Origin of the sequence: Rhodococcus sp. 008 (assembly GCF_001682295.1) — a bacterium.
Taxonomy (GTDB): domain Bacteria; phylum Actinomycetota; class Actinomycetes; order Mycobacteriales; family Mycobacteriaceae; genus Rhodococcus_F; species Rhodococcus_F qingshengii.
In genome coordinates this window covers 5,389,912-5,409,788 of sequence record NZ_CP012749.1, presented here as the reverse complement: position 1 = coordinate 5,409,788, position 19,877 = coordinate 5,389,912, and the positions used below count along the sequence as shown (strand labels likewise).

The 19,877-nt window shown below is 64.5% G+C and carries 17 protein-coding genes; 1 reads left to right on the top strand and 16 read right to left on the bottom strand.

Annotated features, from left to right (window positions below):
* Positions 1–38: 38 nt before the first annotated feature.
* Positions 39–1,487, bottom strand: a complete 1,449-nt coding sequence (locus AOT96_RS25230) for an RsmB/NOP family class I SAM-dependent RNA methyltransferase (RefSeq protein ID WP_003944903.1) — start codon at positions 1,485–1,487, stop codon at positions 39–41.
* The gene (fmt, locus tag AOT96_RS25225) at positions 1,484–2,407 is read right to left on the bottom strand and encodes a methionyl-tRNA formyltransferase (RefSeq protein ID WP_003944846.1); all 924 of its coding nucleotides are present in this window, start codon (positions 2,405–2,407) and stop codon (positions 1,484–1,486) included. Before fmt ends, AOT96_RS25230 begins: the two co-directional genes overlap by 4 nt.
* Before the next feature lie 288 nt (positions 2,408–2,695).
* Between fmt and AOT96_RS25220 the strand changes: the two genes are divergently transcribed.
* Positions 2,696–2,902, top strand: coding sequence for a hypothetical protein (locus tag AOT96_RS25220; protein WP_003944900.1), 207 nt, complete (start codon positions 2,696–2,698; stop codon positions 2,900–2,902).
* 57 nt (positions 2,903–2,959) lie between these two features.
* On the opposite strand, the gene AOT96_RS25215 is transcribed toward AOT96_RS25220, so the two are convergent.
* The 14 genes from AOT96_RS25215 to AOT96_RS25145 form a co-directional block, all read right to left on the bottom strand.
* Positions 2,960–3,979 carry an esterase/lipase family protein gene (locus tag AOT96_RS25215; RefSeq protein ID WP_156778977.1) on the bottom strand — a complete coding sequence of 340 codons (1,020 nt, stop codon included), beginning with the start codon at positions 3,977–3,979 and terminating at the stop codon, positions 2,960–2,962.
* A 94-nt stretch (positions 3,980–4,073) separates the two neighbouring features.
* Positions 4,074–4,742 (bottom strand): PadR family transcriptional regulator, encoded by a 669-nt coding sequence (locus AOT96_RS25210; protein ID WP_378504007.1) that lies wholly within the window; start codon positions 4,740–4,742, stop codon positions 4,074–4,076.
* Positions 4,743–4,914: 172 nt separating this feature from the next.
* Positions 4,915–6,933 carry a primosomal protein N' gene (locus AOT96_RS25200; protein WP_081557843.1) on the bottom strand — a complete coding sequence of 673 codons (2,019 nt, stop codon included), beginning with the start codon at positions 6,931–6,933 and terminating at the stop codon, positions 4,915–4,917.
* Positions 6,934–6,958: 25 nt separating this feature from the next.
* Positions 6,959–8,173, bottom strand: coding sequence for a methionine adenosyltransferase (gene metK / locus AOT96_RS25195; protein WP_003944827.1), 1,215 nt, complete (start codon positions 8,171–8,173; stop codon positions 6,959–6,961).
* 188 nt (positions 8,174–8,361) lie between these two features.
* Positions 8,362–9,660 carry a bifunctional phosphopantothenoylcysteine decarboxylase/phosphopantothenate--cysteine ligase CoaBC gene (gene coaBC / locus AOT96_RS25190; protein WP_003944888.1) on the bottom strand — a complete coding sequence of 433 codons (1,299 nt, stop codon included), beginning with the start codon at positions 9,658–9,660 and terminating at the stop codon, positions 8,362–8,364.
* The gene (gene rpoZ / locus AOT96_RS25185) at positions 9,657–9,956 is read right to left on the bottom strand and encodes a DNA-directed RNA polymerase subunit omega (RefSeq protein ID WP_003944996.1); all 300 of its coding nucleotides are present in this window, start codon (positions 9,954–9,956) and stop codon (positions 9,657–9,659) included. The genes coaBC and rpoZ overlap by 4 nt, the downstream gene beginning before the upstream one ends.
* Positions 9,957–10,054: 98 nt before the next feature.
* Positions 10,055–10,654, bottom strand: a complete 600-nt coding sequence (gene gmk, locus AOT96_RS25180; RefSeq protein WP_003944801.1) for a guanylate kinase — start codon at positions 10,652–10,654, stop codon at positions 10,055–10,057.
* 36 nt (positions 10,655–10,690) lie between these two features.
* Positions 10,691–11,011, bottom strand: a complete 321-nt coding sequence (gene mihF, locus AOT96_RS25175; protein WP_003944825.1) for an integration host factor, actinobacterial type — start codon at positions 11,009–11,011, stop codon at positions 10,691–10,693.
* Positions 11,012–11,380: 369 nt separating this feature from the next.
* Positions 11,381–12,580, bottom strand: coding sequence for a glycosyltransferase 87 family protein (locus tag AOT96_RS25170; RefSeq protein WP_230691689.1), 1,200 nt, complete (start codon positions 12,578–12,580; stop codon positions 11,381–11,383).
* A 57-nt stretch (positions 12,581–12,637) separates the two neighbouring features.
* Positions 12,638–13,459, bottom strand: a complete 822-nt coding sequence (gene pyrF, locus AOT96_RS25165) for an orotidine-5'-phosphate decarboxylase (protein ID WP_007728008.1) — start codon at positions 13,457–13,459, stop codon at positions 12,638–12,640.
* Positions 13,456–16,812 (bottom strand): carbamoyl-phosphate synthase large subunit, encoded by a 3,357-nt coding sequence (carB, locus tag AOT96_RS25160; protein WP_065352453.1) that lies wholly within the window; start codon positions 16,810–16,812, stop codon positions 13,456–13,458. The genes pyrF and carB overlap by 4 nt, the downstream gene beginning before the upstream one ends.
* The gene (gene carA / locus AOT96_RS25155) at positions 16,812–17,987 is read right to left on the bottom strand and encodes a glutamine-hydrolyzing carbamoyl-phosphate synthase small subunit (RefSeq protein ID WP_007728009.1); all 1,176 of its coding nucleotides are present in this window, start codon (positions 17,985–17,987) and stop codon (positions 16,812–16,814) included. The genes carB and carA overlap by 1 nt, the downstream gene beginning before the upstream one ends.
* Positions 17,984–18,550, bottom strand: coding sequence for a PH-like domain-containing protein (locus AOT96_RS25150; RefSeq protein ID WP_065352452.1), 567 nt, complete (start codon positions 18,548–18,550; stop codon positions 17,984–17,986). Before AOT96_RS25150 ends, carA begins: the two co-directional genes overlap by 4 nt.
* Positions 18,551–18,556: 6 nt before the next feature.
* Positions 18,557–19,864 carry a dihydroorotase gene (locus AOT96_RS25145; RefSeq protein WP_003944990.1) on the bottom strand — a complete coding sequence of 436 codons (1,308 nt, stop codon included), beginning with the start codon at positions 19,862–19,864 and terminating at the stop codon, positions 18,557–18,559.
* Between the last annotated feature and the right edge of the window lie 13 nt (positions 19,865–19,877).

Here is a 19,877-nt window from a genome sequence, read left to right as displayed (position 1 = left end):
AGGCACCATACGACTACCGATGCCCAGAAGTCATCCGATCAGGCCAGCGGCTTGCGCAAAGCGGCCATGAACATAGCGTCCGTGCCGTGTCGGTGCGGCCACAACTGAACCGACGATCCGTCGCCGACGTCCGGGACACCTGGCACCAATTCCTTGGTGTCGAGTTCCACGACGCCGTGACGTCGCACTGCATCGGCGACCACTGCCAGCGTTTCCGACAAGTGCGGCGAGCACGTGGAGTACAGCACCACTCCGCCGGGGCGAACCAGTTCGATTGCGGCAGCGAGCAATTCACGCTGTAACTTCACGAGCGGAGCCACATCGGACGGCTGGCGACGCCAACGTGCCTCCGGGCGCCGACGCAGCGCACCCAACCCGGTGCAGGGAGCGTCGACGAGGATGCGGTCGTATCCGGGTTCGAGCCCGGATTCGCGGCCGTCCGCCACGTGTACGTCGACGGGAAGTTCGCGAGTGGTCTTGCGGATCAGTTCGGCGCGATGTTCGACGGGCTCGACGGCGTCGAGTCGACCACCTTCAATGCCGGCAAGAGCACCGAGAAGTGCCGCTTTTCCTCCTGGACCTGCACAGAGGTCGAGCCAGCGTCCGGAGTCTTCACCTTCGAGAGGAGCAATGCTGAGGGCGCGGGCCACCAGCTGACTGCCCTCGTCCTGCACGCCCGCCAAGCCTTGGCGGACCGCTTCGAGCTGTCCGGGGTCACCGCCGTCGAGATGCACGGCGTACGGCGAGTACGGCCCGATCTCGCCGCCGGTCACCAGTGCTAGCTCCTCGGCGGAGATCTCGCCGGGGCGGGCGACGAGGTGTACTGCAGGGCGGGCGTCGTCGGCGATCAGGACGTCTTCGAGTTCACCGGCAGCAGCGCCGAGCGAGTCGGCAAATACCTGCGCGATCCACAGGGGGTGAGCGTGCTCGAAGGCGAGCCGGCCGACCGGGTCCTTCGGGGCCAGCAGCTCGACCCACTCCTCCTGGGTGCGTTCGGAAACACGGCGCAGGACCGCATTGACGAATCCTGCTCGGCCCTGGCCGTTTTCGGCGCGGACCAGATCGACCGAAGTTGCGACGGCAGCGTGCGGTGCGACACGAGTGCGCAGCAATTGGTACGAGCCGAGTCGGAGAACATCGAGCAGAGTTCCGTCGATCTCTTCGATCGGCCGACCCGCTGCATGGGCGATCACCGCATCCAGCAGTCCCTGAGCACGTGCCGCGCCGTACGCCAGTTCGGTTGCCAGCGCAGCGTCGCGTGCGTCGAGTTTGCGGTCACGCAGGAGCCCTGGCAGAACCAGGTTCGCGTACGCGTCACGCTCACGGACCGCGCGCAGGACGTCACGCGCCGCCAGACGCGGTTGATCGAGCCCGGCGGTTGCCGGATCAGGCCGCTTGGCCTGCTTCGGCTTGGTGTTCTTGGCGCCGCCGCCGTTCTTGGCTCCGGGACCCTGTGTCCGTCGTGCCGGTCGTCGTGATTCGGTCACTGTGCTCGTACCTCCGCGTCGAGTCGGGCACCGCGTGCCCAGTCCCCTGCCGACATCAATTTCTTGCCCGGGGGCTGAATCTGCCCGAGTCGCACCGCGGTGGTCGCGGTACCGATGTACAGACCATCCTTGCGTACCGAGATCTCACCGACTGCCAGGGTCTCGTCCGTGACGGTGATCGGGCCGACCTTGACTCGAAGATCACCGATCATCGTCCATGCCCCGGGTGCGGGTGTGACGGCTCGGATATGCCGGTCCACTGTGGGAGCGGGCAGTTCCCACCGCACGCGGGCCGCGTCCACCGTCACCTTGGGGGCGTACGAGACGCCGTCGGCAGACTGCGGAACCGCGTTGATCTCGCCGGCCTCGAGTCCGTCGAGTACCGATTCGAGGAGGGCAGCGCCGTTTTCCGCGAGACGTCCGAGCAGGTCGCCCGCCGTATCGGTGTCGCGAATCCGCTCGGTCATCACTCCGTACACGGGACCGGTATCCATCCCGGCTTCCAAACGGAACGCGCTGGCGCCCGTCACCTCGTCACCGGCACTGATCGCGGCCTGCACCGGCGCGGCGCCGCGCCACGCGGGAAGCAACGAGAAATGCAGATTGACCCAACCGTATTTCGGAATGTCGAGGACGTTCTGCGGCAACAGGTTTCCGTAGGCGACGACGGGTGCACAGTCCGGTTCGAGGCGGGCGAGTTCGGCCGCGAAGTCGGGATCGGACGCCTTGGCCGGCGTCAGCACCGGGATGCCGTGCTCGTCGGCAAGCAGACCGATCGGCGATCGGGTGACTTTTCGACCGCGGCCCGCCACAGCGTCCGGACGCGTGACGACGGCTACCACTTCGTGGTTGGCGGATTCGATGAGCCGACGCAGTGAAGGAACCGCGGGTTCGGGTGTTCCGGCGAACACGACGCGCATGTCAGCTCTCCCGTTTCGTTGGGCTCTTCGGACTCTGATCAGCCGATCGGCCTGTCGAACGCGGTGGACTGCAACTCACGAAAATGCTCCCGGATGTGTCGGTGGGTGGAACTGTCAGTCTAAGGACTGCGAGAGCTACGACCTACCTCGCGCCGCACCGAACCACTTTCTCAGCAATTTCTTTGATCAGAACCCTGCACATTCACCGGTCCTCGGTATTGACTGTTTCTGTCGTCGCCACTCGGCGGAGGCTGATACGGGATACACCGATCACACGGAGGAACTTAGATGGCAGGCATCGACAGTAAGTTCGACAAGGCCTACGCAGGAAAGTCCGTCGAAGAATTGGCGGACGCCCCGGTCGCGGCACTCAACGGCGTAAGCGATTCGGACGCAGAACATTTGAAGGCAGCGTTCAACATCAAGACCGTCCGCGACCTCGGAACGAACAAGTTCTTCCTGTGGGCGCAGGCCACTGCCAAGCTCGCCGAGTAAACATCCCGACCCACGTGATCTCGGTGCTCACGAGTTAGCAGCTCACGAATTTGCAGCTCACGAATTTGCGTCGATGACCACTTGCGGAATATCCGTGCCGAGCGGCACCACGCTGCACGAAGCGTGCCGCTCGGCATCGGGGTCGAGGACCGTCCGGATGACGTCGATCACGTAGGGGTCGTACGGCATGCGGAAGTGGCCGGTCAGGTTCGACGGGCACAGATCCTGGAGGACGATGTTTTCTGCACCGGCATCGCGGAGCGCGATGTTCGAGGACGGCTGGATCATCTCGTCGACAGTGGACCCGATGGTCGTGTAGCGCACTCCGGGTACGGTGTCGCCGCCGTCGTTGAGGGCGTTCAACATATCCGACCCCTGCATCTGCTCACGGACAGCTCGCGAAAAGACGTCTTCGACAAAATCCTCTCCGCCGGGGATCGCGCGGACGATCGGAACCAACCCGAACATCACCCCGCCGTAGGTCGGCGAAGCCAAACCGACCCAATGATCGACGTAGGCGTCGCCGCCCATCTTGTTGACGTAGTACCGCGTCACCGTCGCGCCTTGCGAATAGCCGATGACGACGACCTTGTCCGCGCCGGTCGCGGTCAGCACCTGATCGACGAAAGAACCGAACGCGGTGGCACTACCGACTATGTCGCCGACGCCGTAGGTCTCGTGTGCGACGTCCCCGTCTTCTTCTTTGATCGCACCGCCGTAATTGAGGGCGAAGACGCAGTAGCCGTCAGCTGCCAGTGCCGGCGACAGGGCCGCCCAATCCGCGTACGCCTCGGTGTCGGTTCCGTGGGCGAGTACAACCGGTCGGGGATGCGTGTCGGAAGGCTCACAGCCGAAATCGTTCGATCCGGCAGGTGCGGATCCTGGATGAGCATGCGCATATGCCGTAGCAACGGAACGGGTCGCCTGACCCGGACCGATGTCGAGAGGAACGTCCATCGCGTCGGCACTCGCAGACGGAAGCGTCGGTGCGGCACCCGATATCGCCGGCGGTGCTCCGATCAGCAGCGCCACTGCTACCGAAAATGTCAGTCCCACAGACCGTTTGACGCCAGCCATTGTTCCTGCTCCTGCTCTGATCCTACGAGGGAGCTGACCGTAACACCATAAACTTCGAGGCGCATACCCTACCGAACAGTAGGTATCCGACGTCTCAATTGCCGCCTTCACCGGCATCATCGCCGGCAAGCACTCGGTACAGCGACTTGCGTGCCTCGACCAGCACGTCGGCTGCGGCCTTGACCTGCGCGGGCGTGCCTACAGCGGCCACTTGACCGGCCGCGCCCATCAACTGTCCGATCAGTTCACGAAGGTCCTGCTCCGGCTCCCCTACGCTGAGACGAACGTCATCCCACGGCGCCCCGAGATCGGCGCGATGCTCCTCGACGTATGCGACGCCTTCCTCGGTCAGCTTGGCAGTCTTGCGGCCGGCGACCTTTTCGATGATGACGAGTCCTTCGTCCTCGAGTTGGGACAGCGCGGGATAAATGGAACCCGGACTCGGCTTCCAGACGCCGCCGCTGCGCTCGACGATCTGCTGAATCAATTCGTAGCCGTGCATCGGCTCTTCCGCGATCAACAGCAGAATCGCAGCGCGCACATCTCCTCGACGACCTCGTCCGCCACGTCCTCGCCCGCGACCGAACTGAGCGCCCGGACCGAAGCCGGGGCCGGGTCCGCCGTCTGGACCGAAACGCCCCCGCCGATGGCCTCTGCGTGGCATGTCACCGAAGCCTGGCCGCTCGTGCGGTCGACCGCGCCGTCCATCGTCTCGATCGCCGGGACCATCGCCCGACGCGCCGTCGTCCGTCGGCACCCACATCACAAATGGTGGCCGTTGCTCACGGCCGAAACCGCCGAAGAAACCGCGCCGGCCGAACATCCCCTCGTTCGGGAAACTTGCATCCATCGTCGAACCTCCATCACTATCGTTGATAGTTCGACGATATATCGTCATATCGGGTAGCGCAAGGATTCCTCCGACAACTCGAAACTCAGCCGATGCGGCGTGGGTCGATCTGAATGCGGACCGGACCCGAAGACTTCCGCGCACTGCGCGCGGCCCTCGCATGTGCCAGAGCGTCCGCAAGGCCGCGACCGTCCTTGCGTGGAACGCGGACCAGCATTCGCTCCGGCGCGACACCGCTCTCGTCCTCACCGGAATACGGAAGCCTCTCCCCCGCAGGCAGTTCCACTGGTCCGAGCAGTACAGCACTTGCCGGCAGATCAGCCGAGTCCACCAACTCCGCAATTGCTGCGGATCCACCGTCGATCGCAGCCATGTGAACGGCCGGAGGAAAGCCGACCTCGTCCCGTTCCTCGAATTGAGACTGTGCGTGCCCCACTGGATCCCATCGGACCAACGCCTGCACCGTCGGGATACCCGAGTCTGCGACAACCACAACTTCACCGCCTTCGGACAGCGGAATCACCATGGCAGCAGCCGACATCCAGCGTCTGAGTGTTTCCTCGGCGGCGCGAAGATCGGGCCGGCCGAGCAGTGCCCAACCGTCGAGCAAGAGCGCGGCGCCGTAGCCGCCGGTCATCACCGGCTCCGCACCCACTGTCGAGACCACCAACGCGGGCCCGTGTGGCAGTTCCTTGACCACATCACTGCCCCCGGACAGAACAACTTTCACACCGGGAAACGCCCGCCCGAGTTCTTCGGCGGTCCGGCCGGCACCGACCACCACCGCGCGCAATGCTTTCGCCCCGCACGCGTGACATCGGTAGGCGGCATCGGCAACCCCGCACCAGCGGCACGCCGGTGTCCCGGCGCCGTCGGGACCTGCCGCAGCGGGAAGAGCCAGTGGGCCGTTACACCGACGGCACCGTGCCGGGGCACGGCACTTTCCGCAGGCCAGGGTCGGTACGTACCCCCGCCGAGGCACCTGTACCAGGACTCCGTTGCCCTCACCCAGAGCGCGCCGGGCGGCCGCGAATGCAATAGCGGGCAAACGAGCCGCTCTGGCTCCCGGATCGCGGGCCAAGGCTTGATCGCTGTCGGCAAGCGCGGTGATCTTGGGTGCGTGGGCACGAACGACGTCCCGCGTAGCGACCAGATCGTGCGCCCATCCCGAGTCGACGAGTACCTGCGCTTCTGCCGTACGGGAGAACCCACCGATCACGACGGCGCACCCGGCGACGTAGCCACGCAGGACGGCAACTTCGCGGGCATGTGGATACGGCGACCGCGGCTCGGACAAGTTGTCGTCGCCGTCGTCCCAGACGACGACAAGACCGGTCTCGGGCGTCGGCGCAAAAACAGCACTCCGCGTGCCGACGACGATCCGGGCGGTCCCGCGCAGTGCAGCGAGCCACCTCCGATATCGCATGGCCGGCCCCAGGCCCGCGGACAGACCTACCACCGCATCCGCTCCGGAGAGTTCGGTACAAGCGGCGACGACGCGGTCCAGGTCGCGTTGATCGGGCACAACCAGGATCGCGGATTTACCACTTGCCGCTACGGCCCCGGCCAGTTCGGCCAGGCGCAGTGGCCAGTTTTCACCAGGCAACGCCTGCCAGACCGCACGTGGGCTTTTCGACTCGCGAATCGCGGACAGGAAGGCGTCACCGAATCTGTAGAGATGCCAACCATTTTCGATCGGTTCAGGAGCGGACGGCGGCTCGGCGGGCCCCCACGGTTCCGCCTCGACCTTCGCGTGCCGCGGCGGTACCGCCAAACGGAGAACATCGGCACGGGTTCCGGCATAACGCTCCGCCACACGATCGACGACTTGCGCGATTTCGGCCGTCAGGACCCGCTCGGACGAGATGACGCGTTCGAGCCAGCCGAACTTCCCCTGATGGTCACTGGTCGCCTCGCGCGAGACGATGAAACCGTCCACCAGACGACCAGCGAAGCGGATGCGCACCCGGACTCCGGGCTGCGCATCCGCTTCGAGTTCACGAGGAACGAGGTAGTCGAATTCACGGTCGAGGTGAGCGAGCGGGAGCATCGGCAGCACCCGGGCGACCGGATCGACTTCTGCCGCTACTCTTTCCGCGCCCACCCGCGCCCCGTCTGTACGTCAGTGATCAGAGACCAGCTGCGCTACGCAGCTTGTCGGCGCGATCGGTGCTCTCCCACGGGAGGTCGATATCGGTGCGACCGAAGTGACCGTATGCCGCCGTCTGCGCGTAGATCGGGCGCAGCAGGTCGAGGTCGCGGATGATCGCTCCCGGACGCAGGTCGAAGATCTCGGTGATCGCCTTCTGGATCCGTGCCGGATCGGTCTTCTCGGTGCCGAAGGTTTCGACGAAGAGTCCGACCGGAGCTGCCTTGCCGATGGCGTAGGCGACCTGAACCTCGATGCGGTCGGCCAGACCTGCGGCAACAGCGTTCTTGGCCACCCAGCGCATGGCGTAGGCAGCGCTGCGGTCGACCTTTGACGGGTCCTTGCCGGAGAACGCGCCGCCACCGTGGCGAGCCATTCCGCCGTAGGTGTCGACGATGATCTTGCGGCCGGTCAAACCGGCGTCACCCATCGGGCCACCGAGGACGAACTTGCCCGTCGGGTTCACCAACAGACGAACATCGGAGGTGTCGAGATCGGTGAGGTTGACGTCGGTCAGCACCGAGTGAAGCACCTTCTCGCGAAGATCGGGCGTCAACAGGTTGTCGAGGTCGATGTCAGCGGCATGCTGGGTGGAGATGACCACGGTGTCGAGACGGACAGCCTTGTCACCGTCGTACTCGATGGTGACCTGGGTCTTGCCGTCCGGGCGCAGGTACGGCAGCACGCCGGACTTACGGACCTCGGTCAACCGGCGAGAGAGACGATGAGCCAGCGCGATGGGCAGCGGCATCAGTTCCGGCGTGTCGGTGGTGGCGTAGCCGAACATCAGGCCTTGGTCGCCCGCACCCTGACGGTCGATCTCGTCGTCGCTGATTCCGTCGACGCGAGCCTCGTGCGAGTGATCGACACCCTGCGCGATCTCGGGCGACTGGGCGCCGATCGCGACGTTGACGCCGCAGGAGTTACCGTCGAAGCCCTTTGCGGAGCTGTCGTAGCCGATTTCGAGGACCGTGTCGCGCACGATCTTCGGAATGTCCGCGTACGCAGTGGTCGTGACCTCACCGGCTACGTGAACCTGGCCGGTGGTGACCAGTGTCTCGACGGCCACGCGGGCGCGCGGGTCCTGGGTGAGCAGCGCGTCGAGGATCGAGTCGCTGATCGCGTCACAGATCTTGTCCGGGTGCCCCTCGGTGACGGACTCGCTGGTGAATAGCCGACTGCCGGACTTGCTCACAGATCTCCCTCTCGACGACTGAGTTCTTGACTACAGCTTATTGAAGTATCCGAATCACCGTTCGGTGACCGTTTTGTCATGCTTTGTTAGCTGGGGGCTGAGCCGACGATAACGGTTGGACCGCCTGCGCAACACCCTTGTACTCACCCGATTATCGTGGGGTAACTCTCACCACCGGGCGCGTGTCGCTACTCGGGAAAGAGCTTGACCAGGGCGTCGAGTACTCGACTGGCCATCAAAGCCTTGGATCCGTGTTCGAGAGCGGACTCCGAGCCGTCGGAACCGAGCAACCAACCGTCGTTGTGATCGACCTCGAACGCCTTGCCCTCGCCGACCGCATTGACCACGAGGAGATCGCAACCTTTGCGGGCAAGCTTGGAGCGGGCATAGGTGAGAACGTCACCATGGGCGTCACCGGTCTCAGCGGCGAATCCGACGATCACCGTTCGAGCATCCAAGTCGCCGTCACGACGCGCTTCGACGAGACCGGCGAGGATGTCGGCATTTCTGGTGAGGCTGATCGAGTCGGGTTCGTTTGCGCCCTTCTTGATCTTGCTGCCTTCGACGGTGGTGGGGCGGAAGTCCGCGACAGCCGCAGCCATGACGACTCCGTCGTGTCCCGGTGCGTGCTTTTCCACTGCCAACCGGAGATCTTCGGCCGTCTTGATGTGCACGACGTCGACAGCGGCGGGGTCGGCGAGATCAGCCGTGTACCCGGCGATCAGTGTCACGTGCGCGCCGCGTTGCGCGGCAAGACGGGCGAGCGCGTAGCCCTGCTTGCCCGAGCTGCGATTACCGAGAAAGCGCACGGGATCGAGCGGCTCGCGAGTACCGCCGGCGGTGACCAGAATGCGGCGACCCTCCAGGTCGCGCGGCAACGCGTCCGAGCGCTCGAGGAGCAACGATGCCAACCCGACGATCTCGTCGGGTTCGGGAAGTCGACCGGCTCCGGTGTCTTTCCCTGTCAAACGCCCGGAGGCAGGTTCGATCACGTGGACGCCGCGCGAACGCAGTGTCGCCACGTTCGAGACCGTTGCGGGGTGCTCCCACATCTCGGTGTGCATTGCTGGGGCGAAGACAACCGGACAGCGCGCGGTCAACAAAGTGGCCGTCAACAGGTCGTCTGCGCGACCCATGACCGCTCGCGCCATCAGATCAGCGGTTGCCGGCGCGATGACGACCAGATCGGCTTCCTGTCCGAGACGGACATGCGGAACCTGCGGGACGTCGTTGAAGACGCCGGTGTGAACCGGGTTGCCGGAGAGTGCTTCGAACGTCGCGCGCCCGACGAACTCCAGAGCGGATTCGGTCGGAATCACGCGGACGTGATGACCGCTCTCGGTGAAGCTGCGGATGATCGAGCACGCCTTGTACGCGGCGATACCCCCACCGACACCGACGACAATGCGCTTACGTATCGATGTGGGCGCGTCGGACACTCCCCCGACACCCGAACGAGGTTCGGGTGCGGCAGATGTGGTGCTCACTCGCCTTCGGTGTGCTCGAGGAGATCAGCGTGGATTTCACGCAACGCGATGGACAGCGGCTTTTCCTGCAGACCGGGCTCGACCAGAGGTCCGACGTATTCGAGGATGCCGTCACCGAGCTGGTTGTAGTAGTCGTTGATCTGGCGCGCGCGCTTGGCTGAGTAGATGACCAGGGCGTACTTGGAAGAGGTGCGTTCGAGCAACTCGTCGATCGGCGGGTTGGTGATGCCGAGCGGGGTGTCGTAGGCAGGCAGAGCGCCCTGACCTGCTGCGGACGCGGCTGAAGTGCTGCTCACTCTTGTGTCTCCTGAATTAGATCTTCATTGAAGAACTAGTTTTATCGATCCGGATATCTGAGAAACGGGGTGGAAATCGGTTCCCGAAGGGTGCGGAATCAGTTCCCAACCAACAAGGATACCAACTCATCGCAAGCACGGCTTACATCCTCGTTCACGATGACCGTGTCGAACTCGTCCTGTGCGGCCAATTCCACTCGGGCCGTCTCGAGTCGGCGCGCCACGACGTCTTCCGTTTCGGTTCCACGTCCGGTCAGCCGTTGCACCAGAACGTCCCAGCTCGGTGGAGCCATGAACACCAACAGAGCCTCGGGCATCGCCTTGCGGACAGCTCGTGCTCCGGCGAGATCGACCTCGACGAGAACGGGCTTTCCAGCTTCGAGCGCTTCTTCGACCGGAGCTGCGGGGGTGCCGGAGCGCTGCAGGCCGCCGTGGATTTCCGCCCATTCGAGAAGTTCACCGGAGTCGATCATCCGTTGAAATTCTTCACGGGAGGTGAATCGGTAGTCCTTGCCGTCCACTTCACCTGGACGGGGATCGCGAGTGGTCGCCGAAACACTGAAAACGAGTTCAGGCAACCGAGTTCTCAGCTCGCGAACGACGCTGGACTTACCGACAGCCGAAGGGCCGGCCAGTACAACCAGCCGACCCCTCCGCACTGCGGTCTTGCTCTCTGACACTGTTGCGTCAGCAATCATCAGACACTGCCGCGTCAGCAATCATCACTTGTCGGCTCAGGCCTCGAAGTCGAACTTGGTGAGCAGAGCCTTGCGCTGCCGATCACCGAGGCCACGAAGGCGACGGGTCGGTGCAATCTCCAGCTCGGTCATGATCTCCTGAGCCTTGACCTTGCCCACCTTGGGCAGCGCCTCGAGCAGTGCCGAAACCTTCATCTTGCCCAAGATTTCGTTGTCTTCGGCGTCCTTGAGGACCTGCTTGAGGTCGGTGCCGCCACGCTTCAGGCGCTCCTTGAGCTCAGCCCTGGCCTTGCGGGCAGCAGCTGCCTTCTCCAAAGCAGCAGCGCGCTGCTCATCAGTCAACTGGGGAAGGGCCACGGTTCCTCCGTCTCGTCGTGTGCAAATTTTGTCTATTCCGCTGATAACCAGCAGCGATAGCGACCGTACTCACGCCTGGCGCGAATTGCTAACCCACCCCCCGCGGTCCGATGCAGATCGCGGTGGGTTATGCGCGTCGAATCGATGTCACGGATCGTCACCGTTTTCGGCTGGATCGAGACGAATTCGACGCCACACGAACGTGCGTACAGTACCGAAATAGACTGTAACACAATGTATTTCGACCCATAGCGTGCGACACCCCCGTGCGAGTGTGCGAAATCGTTACCTGCGGGAATGAACGTGGTCGCCGACACATCCAAAATTTTCGAGCATTTTCGGCGCCTATGCGCGTGTCGCGGCCCGTTTTCAGGTCTGCAGCGACGATTTCGGATCGCCGGCGTCGACCGTCTCGGGTTCGATGCGACTCACGCCGGGGGCGGCCAGAGCGAGCACTACCGCGAGGCTCGCCCAGAGCAATGAATTCTCCAGCACGAAGCCGACTACCGGGATATCCGTGTCCGCGCCGACTCGAGGAAGCCGAAACAGCACTACGACAGCGGTGAGACCGATCGCGATCCAGGACCACACAGGGACCGATCGAGTGCCCTCCCCCACGCCCGACTTGATCGGAACGAGGAGTACACCCACCGCCGGCACCAACCACACGAAGTGGTGCGTCCAGGCAATGGGAGTCACGATTGCCGCCAGCAGAGCCACCACCGTGAAACCGGCGAGATCGCCCCGCAGGCGCTGAGCGCGCCGCGTCGCGACAATTCCGAGGACACCCAACACCGCACAGGCGACGAGCCAGGCCGGACCCACCAGGCCCTCGGGAAGTAGCCGCAAGGCCATTCCACGCACGGACTGGTTACCGAACACGGACGGGTCACCGACGGCGACGCGCCCCGAGAGTGAGGCGATGTCGCCGAAGTAGTCGATCGTCTGGCGTGGGAGAACCGCAAAGCCCAGAGCCGTGGCGCCGAGGAAGCCGGCGAGGCCGCCCGCAACTGCTTTCCAGCGCCCGGTGATCACGTAGTAACCGATGTAGACGAGTGGCACCAGTTTGACCGCGCCGGCGATCCCCACCAGCACGCCCTCGGGAATCCACCGTGGTCGAGCCAGCACGTCGATCAAGCACAGGAGAGTCAGAAACAACCCGACCTGGCCGTACCCGAGGTGATCGGAGATCGGCGATGCCGCCGTCCACAGGACCAGGAAACCCACGTAGACGACGACTGGCCGCTTACGTGTGAACGGGACTTCGCGATAGCTGAGCACGATGATCGCGGCCAGCATCAGGAGGCTGACGAAACTCCATCCCCACTGGACCGCACCCCAGGAACCCAGGGCGACTGGAACGGCGACGAGCGCAGCGAAGGGCGGATACGTGAACGGCAGTCTCGCGTTGAACGACTCGTCGTACAGGTTCGAGCCGTCGAGGACGGCCTGACCCGCCGTCCGGTACACGGCGAGATCGTCGCCGTGTACGCCGGTGACGGATTGGAACCCGGTGGCCAGCAGCGCGCACGCCGCGACGAGAAGTCCGATCTGCCACCAACGATTCACCGACGGACGGTACCACCGGGTTCCACCGCTCGAACGAGCCTCGAGGTCACTCACGGATCAGTTCGCCAATGCGGCTTCGATCTCGTCTCGGTCACGCATTGCTGCCTCCCGAAGTGCCGATACCGAAGGACCATGCTTGAGCACCCCACGGGAAGTGTTCGGCAGCAGGAGCTCGGTCGATCCCGCGAAGATGTCTGCGAGATCCGCTGCCGTCGCACCCTGCGCGCCGAGTCCCGGAGCGAGAATCGGGCCGTTGAACTGCGACAGGTCCAGACCGTGGTCCCGAGTTGCACCGACCACCAGTCCGACGGTGTCACGGCCGTCGCCGTTCGCATCGACCGCAGCGTCGACGATCGACTGAGCCACGCTCACACCGTCAGTCGACGACTGTTGAAGTACGCCGCCTTCCGGATTGGAGGTTCGTGCCAGGACGAAGATCCCGCGGGCGTTCTGCCTTGCCAGTTCGAGTGTCGGAGTCAGCGCCCCGAATCCCAGGTACGGCGAAACGGTGACCGAGTCGGAGGCCAACGGCGAATCACCCAACCAGGCTTGCGCGTACGCGTCCATCGTCGAACCGATGTCACCGCGCTTGGCATCCGCGACGACCAGAGTTCCCGCATCACGAAGAACCGAGATGGTCCGCTCCAACACGGCGAAGCCGGCGCTGCCGTAAGCCTCGAAGAACGCGACCTGAGGTTTGACCAGTCCGACCTCACCGGTGAAGGCCTCGACGCAGATCTCGGCGAAAGTCTCGAGACCTTCGGCCGTACGCGGCAGTCCCCACGCGTCGAGAAGCGCGGGATGCGGGTCGATACCGACGCACAGCCGCCCCCGGTCCGCGATCGCGGACCGGAGACGCTGCCCCCAACTGTGACTCACGACTGCTGTGCCGGCTGACGAAGACCTGCGTGCAATTCCTGCAGGGAGTGAACTCCGATGTCGCCGCGAATGGCTGCTTCGATGCCCTGCACGGCAGCCGAGGCGCCCTGCACCGTCGTGATGCACGGGATGTTCGACGCAACCGCTGCGCTTCGGATCTCGTAGCCGTCGACACGCGGGCCGTTGTTGCCGTACGGCGTGTTGATGACCATGGCGACCTCGCCGCTGCGGATCTGGTCGACGATGGTCTCGGCACCGGCCGGAACATCTTCACCCGACTGCTTGTACACCTGCTTGCACTCGATACCGTTGCGCCGCAAAACATCTGCGGTTCCTTCGGTGGCAAGAATGGTGAATCCGAGGTCTGCCAGGCGCTTGACCGGGAAGATCAGCGAACGCTTGTCCTTGTTGGCGACCGAGACGAACACCGCGCCCGTGGTGGGCAACGAACCGTAGGCGGCAGTCTGCGACTTGGCAAAAGCCGTACCGAAGTCGAAGTCGATTCCCATGACTTCACCGGTGGACTTCATTTCCGGGCTGAGCAAGGTATCCACGCCGGTACCGTCGGCGCGGCGGAAGCGGTTGAACGGCAACACAGCTTCCTTGACCGCGATCGGTGCACCGGCCGGGGTGTTTCCGCCGTCGCCCTTCGCCGGCAGAATGCCGCTCGCACGCAGTTCCGCGATGGATTCGCCGAGCATGACGCGGGCGCATGCCTTGGCCAACTGGACGGCCGTCGCCTTGGACACGAACGGAACCGTGCGGCTGGCGCGAGGATTTGCTTCCAGCACGTAGAGGATGTCGTCCTTGAGGGCGTACTGGACGTTGAGCAGGCCCTTGACGCCGATGCCCTTCGCGAGAGCCTCGGTGGAGCGGCGGACGTTCTCGAGATCCGCCCGGCCCAGAGTGATGGGCGGGAGCGCACACGCCGAGTCACCGGAGTGAATGCCGGCTTCCTCGATGTGCTCCATGACGCCGCCGAGGTACACCTCGGTGCCGTCGCACAGAGCGTCGACGTCGATCTCGACCGCGTCTTCGAGGAAGCGGTCGACCAGGACCGGACGATCGTCGGAGATCTCCGTGGCGCGCGAGATGTAGTCGGCGAGGGAAGCCTCGTCGTAGACGATCTCCATGCCGCGTCCACCGAGCACGTACGACGGACGCACCAGCACCGGGTAGCCGATACCTGCCGCGATCTCGCGGGCGCCGTCGAACGTGGTGGCGGTACCGAACTTCGGTGCGGGCAGACCGGCTTCGGTCAGTACGCGGCCGAATTCGCCGCGGTCCTCCGCCAGGTCGATGGCTGCGGGGCTGGTTCCCACGATGGGGACGCCGGCAGCTTCGAGACGCTTCGCCAGTCCGAGCGGGGTCTGGCCGCCGAGCTGGACGATGACGCCGGCAACGGTGCCCGACTGCGCCTCCGCGCGGTAGACCTCGAAGACGTCCTCGAACGTCAGCGGCTCGAAGTACAGGCGATCAGCGGTGTCGTAGTCCGTGGAGACGGTCTCGGGGTTGCAGTTGACCATGACGGTCTCGTACCCGGCCTCGGACAGCGTCTGCGCCGCGTGGACACACGAGTAGTCGAACTCGATACCCTGACCGATGCGGTTGGGGCCGGATCCGAGGATCAGAACCTTGGGTCGCTCGGTCTGCGGAGCAACTTCGGACTCGGCCTCGGGATCGAGCTCGTAGGTCGAGTAGTGGTACGGCGTCTTGGCCTCGAACTCTGCGGCGCAGGTGTCGACGGTCTTGTAGACAGGGCGCACGCCCAGCTGATCACGCAGAGCGCGAACGGCGTCCTCACCTGCGTGCGTGTCACCACCGAGTTCGGGGCGCAGAGCCGCGATCTGGCGGTCCGAGATGCCGTGGTACTTGGCCTGACGCAGGGAAGCCTCGTCGAAAGAGTCTGCAGCGCGCAGCTTTTCACCGAGCTCGTGAATCTGCTGGAACTGGTCGAGGAACCACGGATCGATCTTGGTGGCGTCGAAGAGCTGCTCGACAGTTGCGCCGAGCGCGAATGCCTTCTCGATGCCGTACATGCGGCCGTCCTGCGGAACGCTCAGATCGGCGAGCAGTGCATCCAGGCTCTCCGTCTCGATGTCGGCGCCGGTCCAGTAACCCGCACGCTTGGTCTCGAGCGAACGCATGACCTTGCCGAAAGCCTCGGTGAAGTTGCGGCCGATGCTCATGGCCTCGCCCACCGACTTCATCGTGGTGGTCAGAGTTCCGTCGGCACCGGGGAACTTCTCGAAAGCGAACCGCGGAGCCTTGACGACGACGTAGTCGAGCGTCGGCTCGAAGCAAGCCGGGGTTTCCTTGGTGATGTCGTTGACGATCTCGTCGAGCGTGTAGCCGATGGCAAGCTTGGCCGCCATCTTCGCGATCGGGTAACCGGTCGCCTTCGACGCCAGAGCCGACGAGCGGGAGACACGCGGGTTCATCTCGATGACGACCAGGCGGCCGTCCTTCGGGTCCATCGCGAACTGGATGTTGCAGCCGCCGGTGTCGACGCCCACCTCACGCAGAATGTCGATGGAAAGGTCGCGCATCGCCTGGTACTCGCGGTCGGTCAGCGTCATCGCCGGGGCGACGGTGACCGAGTCTCCGGTGTGGACACCGACCGGGTCGACGTTCTCGATGGAGCAGACGATCACGACGTTGTCGCGACTGTCGCGCATGAGCTCGAGTTCGTATTCCTTCCAGCCGAGGATGGATTCCTCGATCAGGACGTTCGCCGTCGGCGACGCGGCCAGACCGCCACCGGCGATGCGGTTGAGATCGTCGACGTCGTACGCCATGCCGGAACCGAGGCCGCCCATGGTGAAGGACGGACGCACGACAACCGGGTAACCGAGTTCGGCGACCGTGGCGTGTACTTCGTCCATCGTGTAGCAAACTGCGGACTTCGCGGATTCGCCACCGACCTTGGCGACGATGTCCTTGAACTTCTGGCGATCCTCGCCGCGCTGGATGGCGTCGAAGTCGGCGCCGATCAGTTCGACGTCGTACTTCTCGAGGATGCCCTGCTCGTGCAGCGCCACTGCGGCGTTGAGCGCAGTCTGACCGCCGAGCGTCGCGAGGACGGCGTCGATCTTGTTGCCCTGCAAGGCTTCCTTGGCGATGACCTTCTCGAGGAACTCGGCCGTGATCGGCTCGACGTACGTGGCGTCGGCGAACTCGGGGTCCGTCATGATGGTGGCCGGGTTGGAGTTGACCAGGCTGACGCGCAGGCCCTCCTCCTGGAGGACGCGGCAGGCCTGGGTGCCCGAGTAGTCGAACTCGCAGGCCTGACCGATGACGATCGGACCGGAGCCGATTACCAGGATGTGCTTGAGATCTGTACGGCGTGGCATTAGTTCTTGACTCCGGTTTCTTTCCGTGCGGAGAGCAGGCTGGTGAAGCGGTCGAAGAGGTACGCGGCGTCGTGCGGGCCGGCTGCCGCCTCGGGGTGGTACTGCACCGAGAAGGCCGAATCGTCCAGCAGGCGAACACCTTCGACGGCTCCGTCGTTGGCGCAGGTGTGGCTGACCACCGCGCGGCCGAACGGGGTGTCGAATTCCTGACCGGCTTCGCCTTCGAGCGCGAAGCCGTGGTTCTGAGCGGTGATCGCGATGCGACCGGTCTGATGCTCGATCACCGGGATGTTGATTCCGCGGTGGCCGAACTTCATCTTGTAGGTGCTCAGGCCCAGGGCGCGGCCCAGGATCTGGTTGCCGAAGCAGATACCGAACAGCGGCAAGCCCTGTCCGATGACCTCTTTCGTGAGGTGGACTGCGCCGTCGGCGGTGGCTGGGTCACCGGGACCGTTGGAGAGGAACACTCCGTCGGCCTTCAGGTCGAGGATCTGTTCGAGACTCGCGTTGGACGGCAACACGTGGACGCGAATACCGCGCTCGGCGAACATGCGCGGGGTGTTGGTCTTGATACCGAGGTCGATGGCGGCAACCGTGTACAGCGCCTCCCCGCCCTTCGGCTCGACGACGTAGCCGCTGGTGGTGCTGACCTCACCGGCAAGATCGGCGCCGAGCATGGTCGGCTGATCCTGAACCCGTCGGACCAGTTCGTCATCGGCGGCGATGGCTTCACCGGAAAAAATTCCGGCCTTCATCGAACCGCGAGTACGCAGGTGGCGAACCAGGGCGCGGGTGTCGATCCCGGCGATTCCGACGATGCCCTGCTCTTCGAGCTTGGCCTGCAGCGAACCGGTTGCACGCCAGCTCGAGGTGACGCGCGAGGGGTCACGAACGACGTACCCGGCAACCCAGATCTTGGCGCCGGCACGCTCGCCGGTCGGTCCGACCGACTCGTCGTCTTCGTCGTTCCAGCCGGTGTTGCCGATCTGCGGTGCGGTGGAGACGACGATCTGGCGGTGGTAGCTGGGATCGGTGAGCGTTTCCTGGTAGCCGGTCATTCCGGTGCTGAACACCGCTTCGCCCAGGGTCTGTCCAACCGCACCGAAGGTGGTTCCGCGGAACACCCGTCCGTCTTCGAGGACCAGTACTGCGGGGCTGTTGTCAAAGCCGCTCATGCGTTCTTTCCGTTCTGCTCGATGTCGCCAGAGCTTGCGTCTTCGTTTTCATTCGTCTTGTTCGAAGCGGTCTTGTTCGAAGCAGTCACCGGCTTGACCCAGTCCGGATAAACCGTCTTGTCGTCACCGCGCACGCCCGTGTCGATCTCGGTTCCGCTCGGCAATTCCCAGCGAATCACCAGGACGCCGTCCTTGCTCATGACCTTGCCGGCAAGACCGTTCTCCGTGCGGATCGCGCGGATCGACTTCTCCGGAATCCAGATGGCCGACGCGCCGTCACGCTCGACCAGAATTCCGCCGCTGTAGCGGCTGATCTCGCAGGTGGCGCGGAAACCGAGGTCGCCGACGGCGATTCGGTCCTGCCAACTGGGTGCGATGGTGCTGCCGACGTACAGGCCGGTGGTCGGCAGGACGAGCAGTTCACCCAGGGTTGCCGGTACCGTCGGCAGTTCGCCGATCTTGTCTTTCTGGCGTCGAGCGCGTCCACGCCAGCCGACGTACATCAGGCCGATCATCGCGACCCAGAAGATCGCCAGACCGATGATCCACAGTGCTCTGTCCATGACGCGCTACTCCTCGCTACTCCGCAGCCGCACATTCCCGTCGTGTGCGGTGATGCGGCCACGTAACAGTGTGGTCGTGACCCGAGCGGGCAATGTCATCGACTCGTACGGAGTGTTATGCGCGACACTCGCCAGGTCGGGACCGTGGACCGTCCACTCGGCCGACGGATCGACCAATGTCAGGTTCGCGGGCTCCCCCACCTCGATGGGACGGCCCTGATCGTCGAGGCCGACGATTGCCGCGGGGCGCTCGCTCATGACCCGGGCAACACCGCGCCAGTCCAACAAGCCGGGCTGGACCATCGTCTGCACGATGATCGAGAGTGCGGTCTCGAGGCCGAGCATTCCAGGGCGAGCGGCTGCGAACTCGCAGCACTTGTCCTGCTCGGCGTGCGGAGCATGGTCGGTCGCGACGCAGTCGATGATTCCCTCGGCCAGACCCTTGCGCAGCGCGGCAACATCACTGGCCTCACGCAAGGGCGGGTTGACCTTGTTGATCGCGTCGTACGTCTCGAGCCGTGAATCGTCGAGGAGCAGGTGATGCGGGGTGACCTCGGCGGTGATCGAAATCCCTTGGCTGCGAGCCCACTTCACGAGTTCGACGGTTCCGGCGGTGGAGGCGTGGCAGATGTGAACGCGGGCGCCGGCGTCACGCGCGAGCAGTGCGTCGCGGGCCACGATCGATTCTTCGGCTGCGCGCGGCCATCCGGCCAGGCCGAGACGCGCGGCCGTGGGGCCCTCGTGGGCGACCGCACCGACGGTCAAGCGCGGCTCTTCCGCGTGCTGGGCGATCAGGACGCCCAGTGAACTGGAGTATTCGAGCGCGCGACGCATGATCAGTGGGTCGTAGACGCAGTGGCCGTCGTCGGAGAACATCTTGACCTTGCCGACGCCTGCGGCCATGGTCGCCATCTCGGCGAGTTGCTTGCCTTCCAGGCCCGCTGTGACTGCGCCGACGGGGTGGACGTCGACGAGGCCGACTTCCTGCCCGCGTCGCCAGACGTGATCGGTGATGACCACCGAATCGGCGACGGGACTCGTGTTGGCCATCGCGAAGACCGCGGTGTATCCACCCAGAGCCGCTGCCGAGCTTCCGGTTTCGATGGTCTCGGTGTCTTCGCGGCCGGGCTCACGCAGATGTGTGTGCAGGTCCACGAAGCCGGGAAGCAGGATCTGCCCGCCGGCATCGATCACCTCGGATGCCGTGGCCGGATCGAGGTCCACGCCGATCTCGAGGATCGTGCCGTCGCCGACGAGTACGTCGGTGGGCTCACCTTCTCCGTAGATCAGGACTCCGCGGAGCAGGACACTCACGGGTGATTCTCCG

Coding starts and splice junctions, on each gene's coding strand:
- carB (WP_065352453.1), bottom strand. CDS start 16,812: ATGCCACGCCGTACAGATCTCAAGCACATCCTGGTAATCGGCTCCGGT.
- AOT96_RS25220 (WP_003944900.1), top strand. CDS start 2,696: ATGGCAGGCATCGACAGTAAGTTCGACAAGGCCTACGCAGGAAAGTCC.
- gmk (WP_003944801.1), bottom strand. CDS start 10,654: ATGATTGCTGACGCAACAGTGTCAGAGAGCAAGACCGCAGTGCGGAGG.
- AOT96_RS25215 (WP_156778977.1), bottom strand. CDS start 3,979: ATGGCTGGCGTCAAACGGTCTGTGGGACTGACATTTTCGGTAGCAGTG.
- carA (WP_007728009.1), bottom strand. CDS start 17,987: ATGAGCGGCTTTGACAACAGCCCCGCAGTACTGGTCCTCGAAGACGGA.
- AOT96_RS25150 (WP_065352452.1), bottom strand. CDS start 18,550: ATGGACAGAGCACTGTGGATCATCGGTCTGGCGATCTTCTGGGTCGCG.
- AOT96_RS25210 (WP_378504007.1), bottom strand. CDS start 4,742: ATGTGGGTGCCGACGGACGACGGCGCGTCGGGCGATGGTCCCGGCGAT.
- fmt (WP_003944846.1), bottom strand. CDS start 2,407: ATGCGCGTCGTGTTCGCCGGAACACCCGAACCCGCGGTTCCTTCACTG.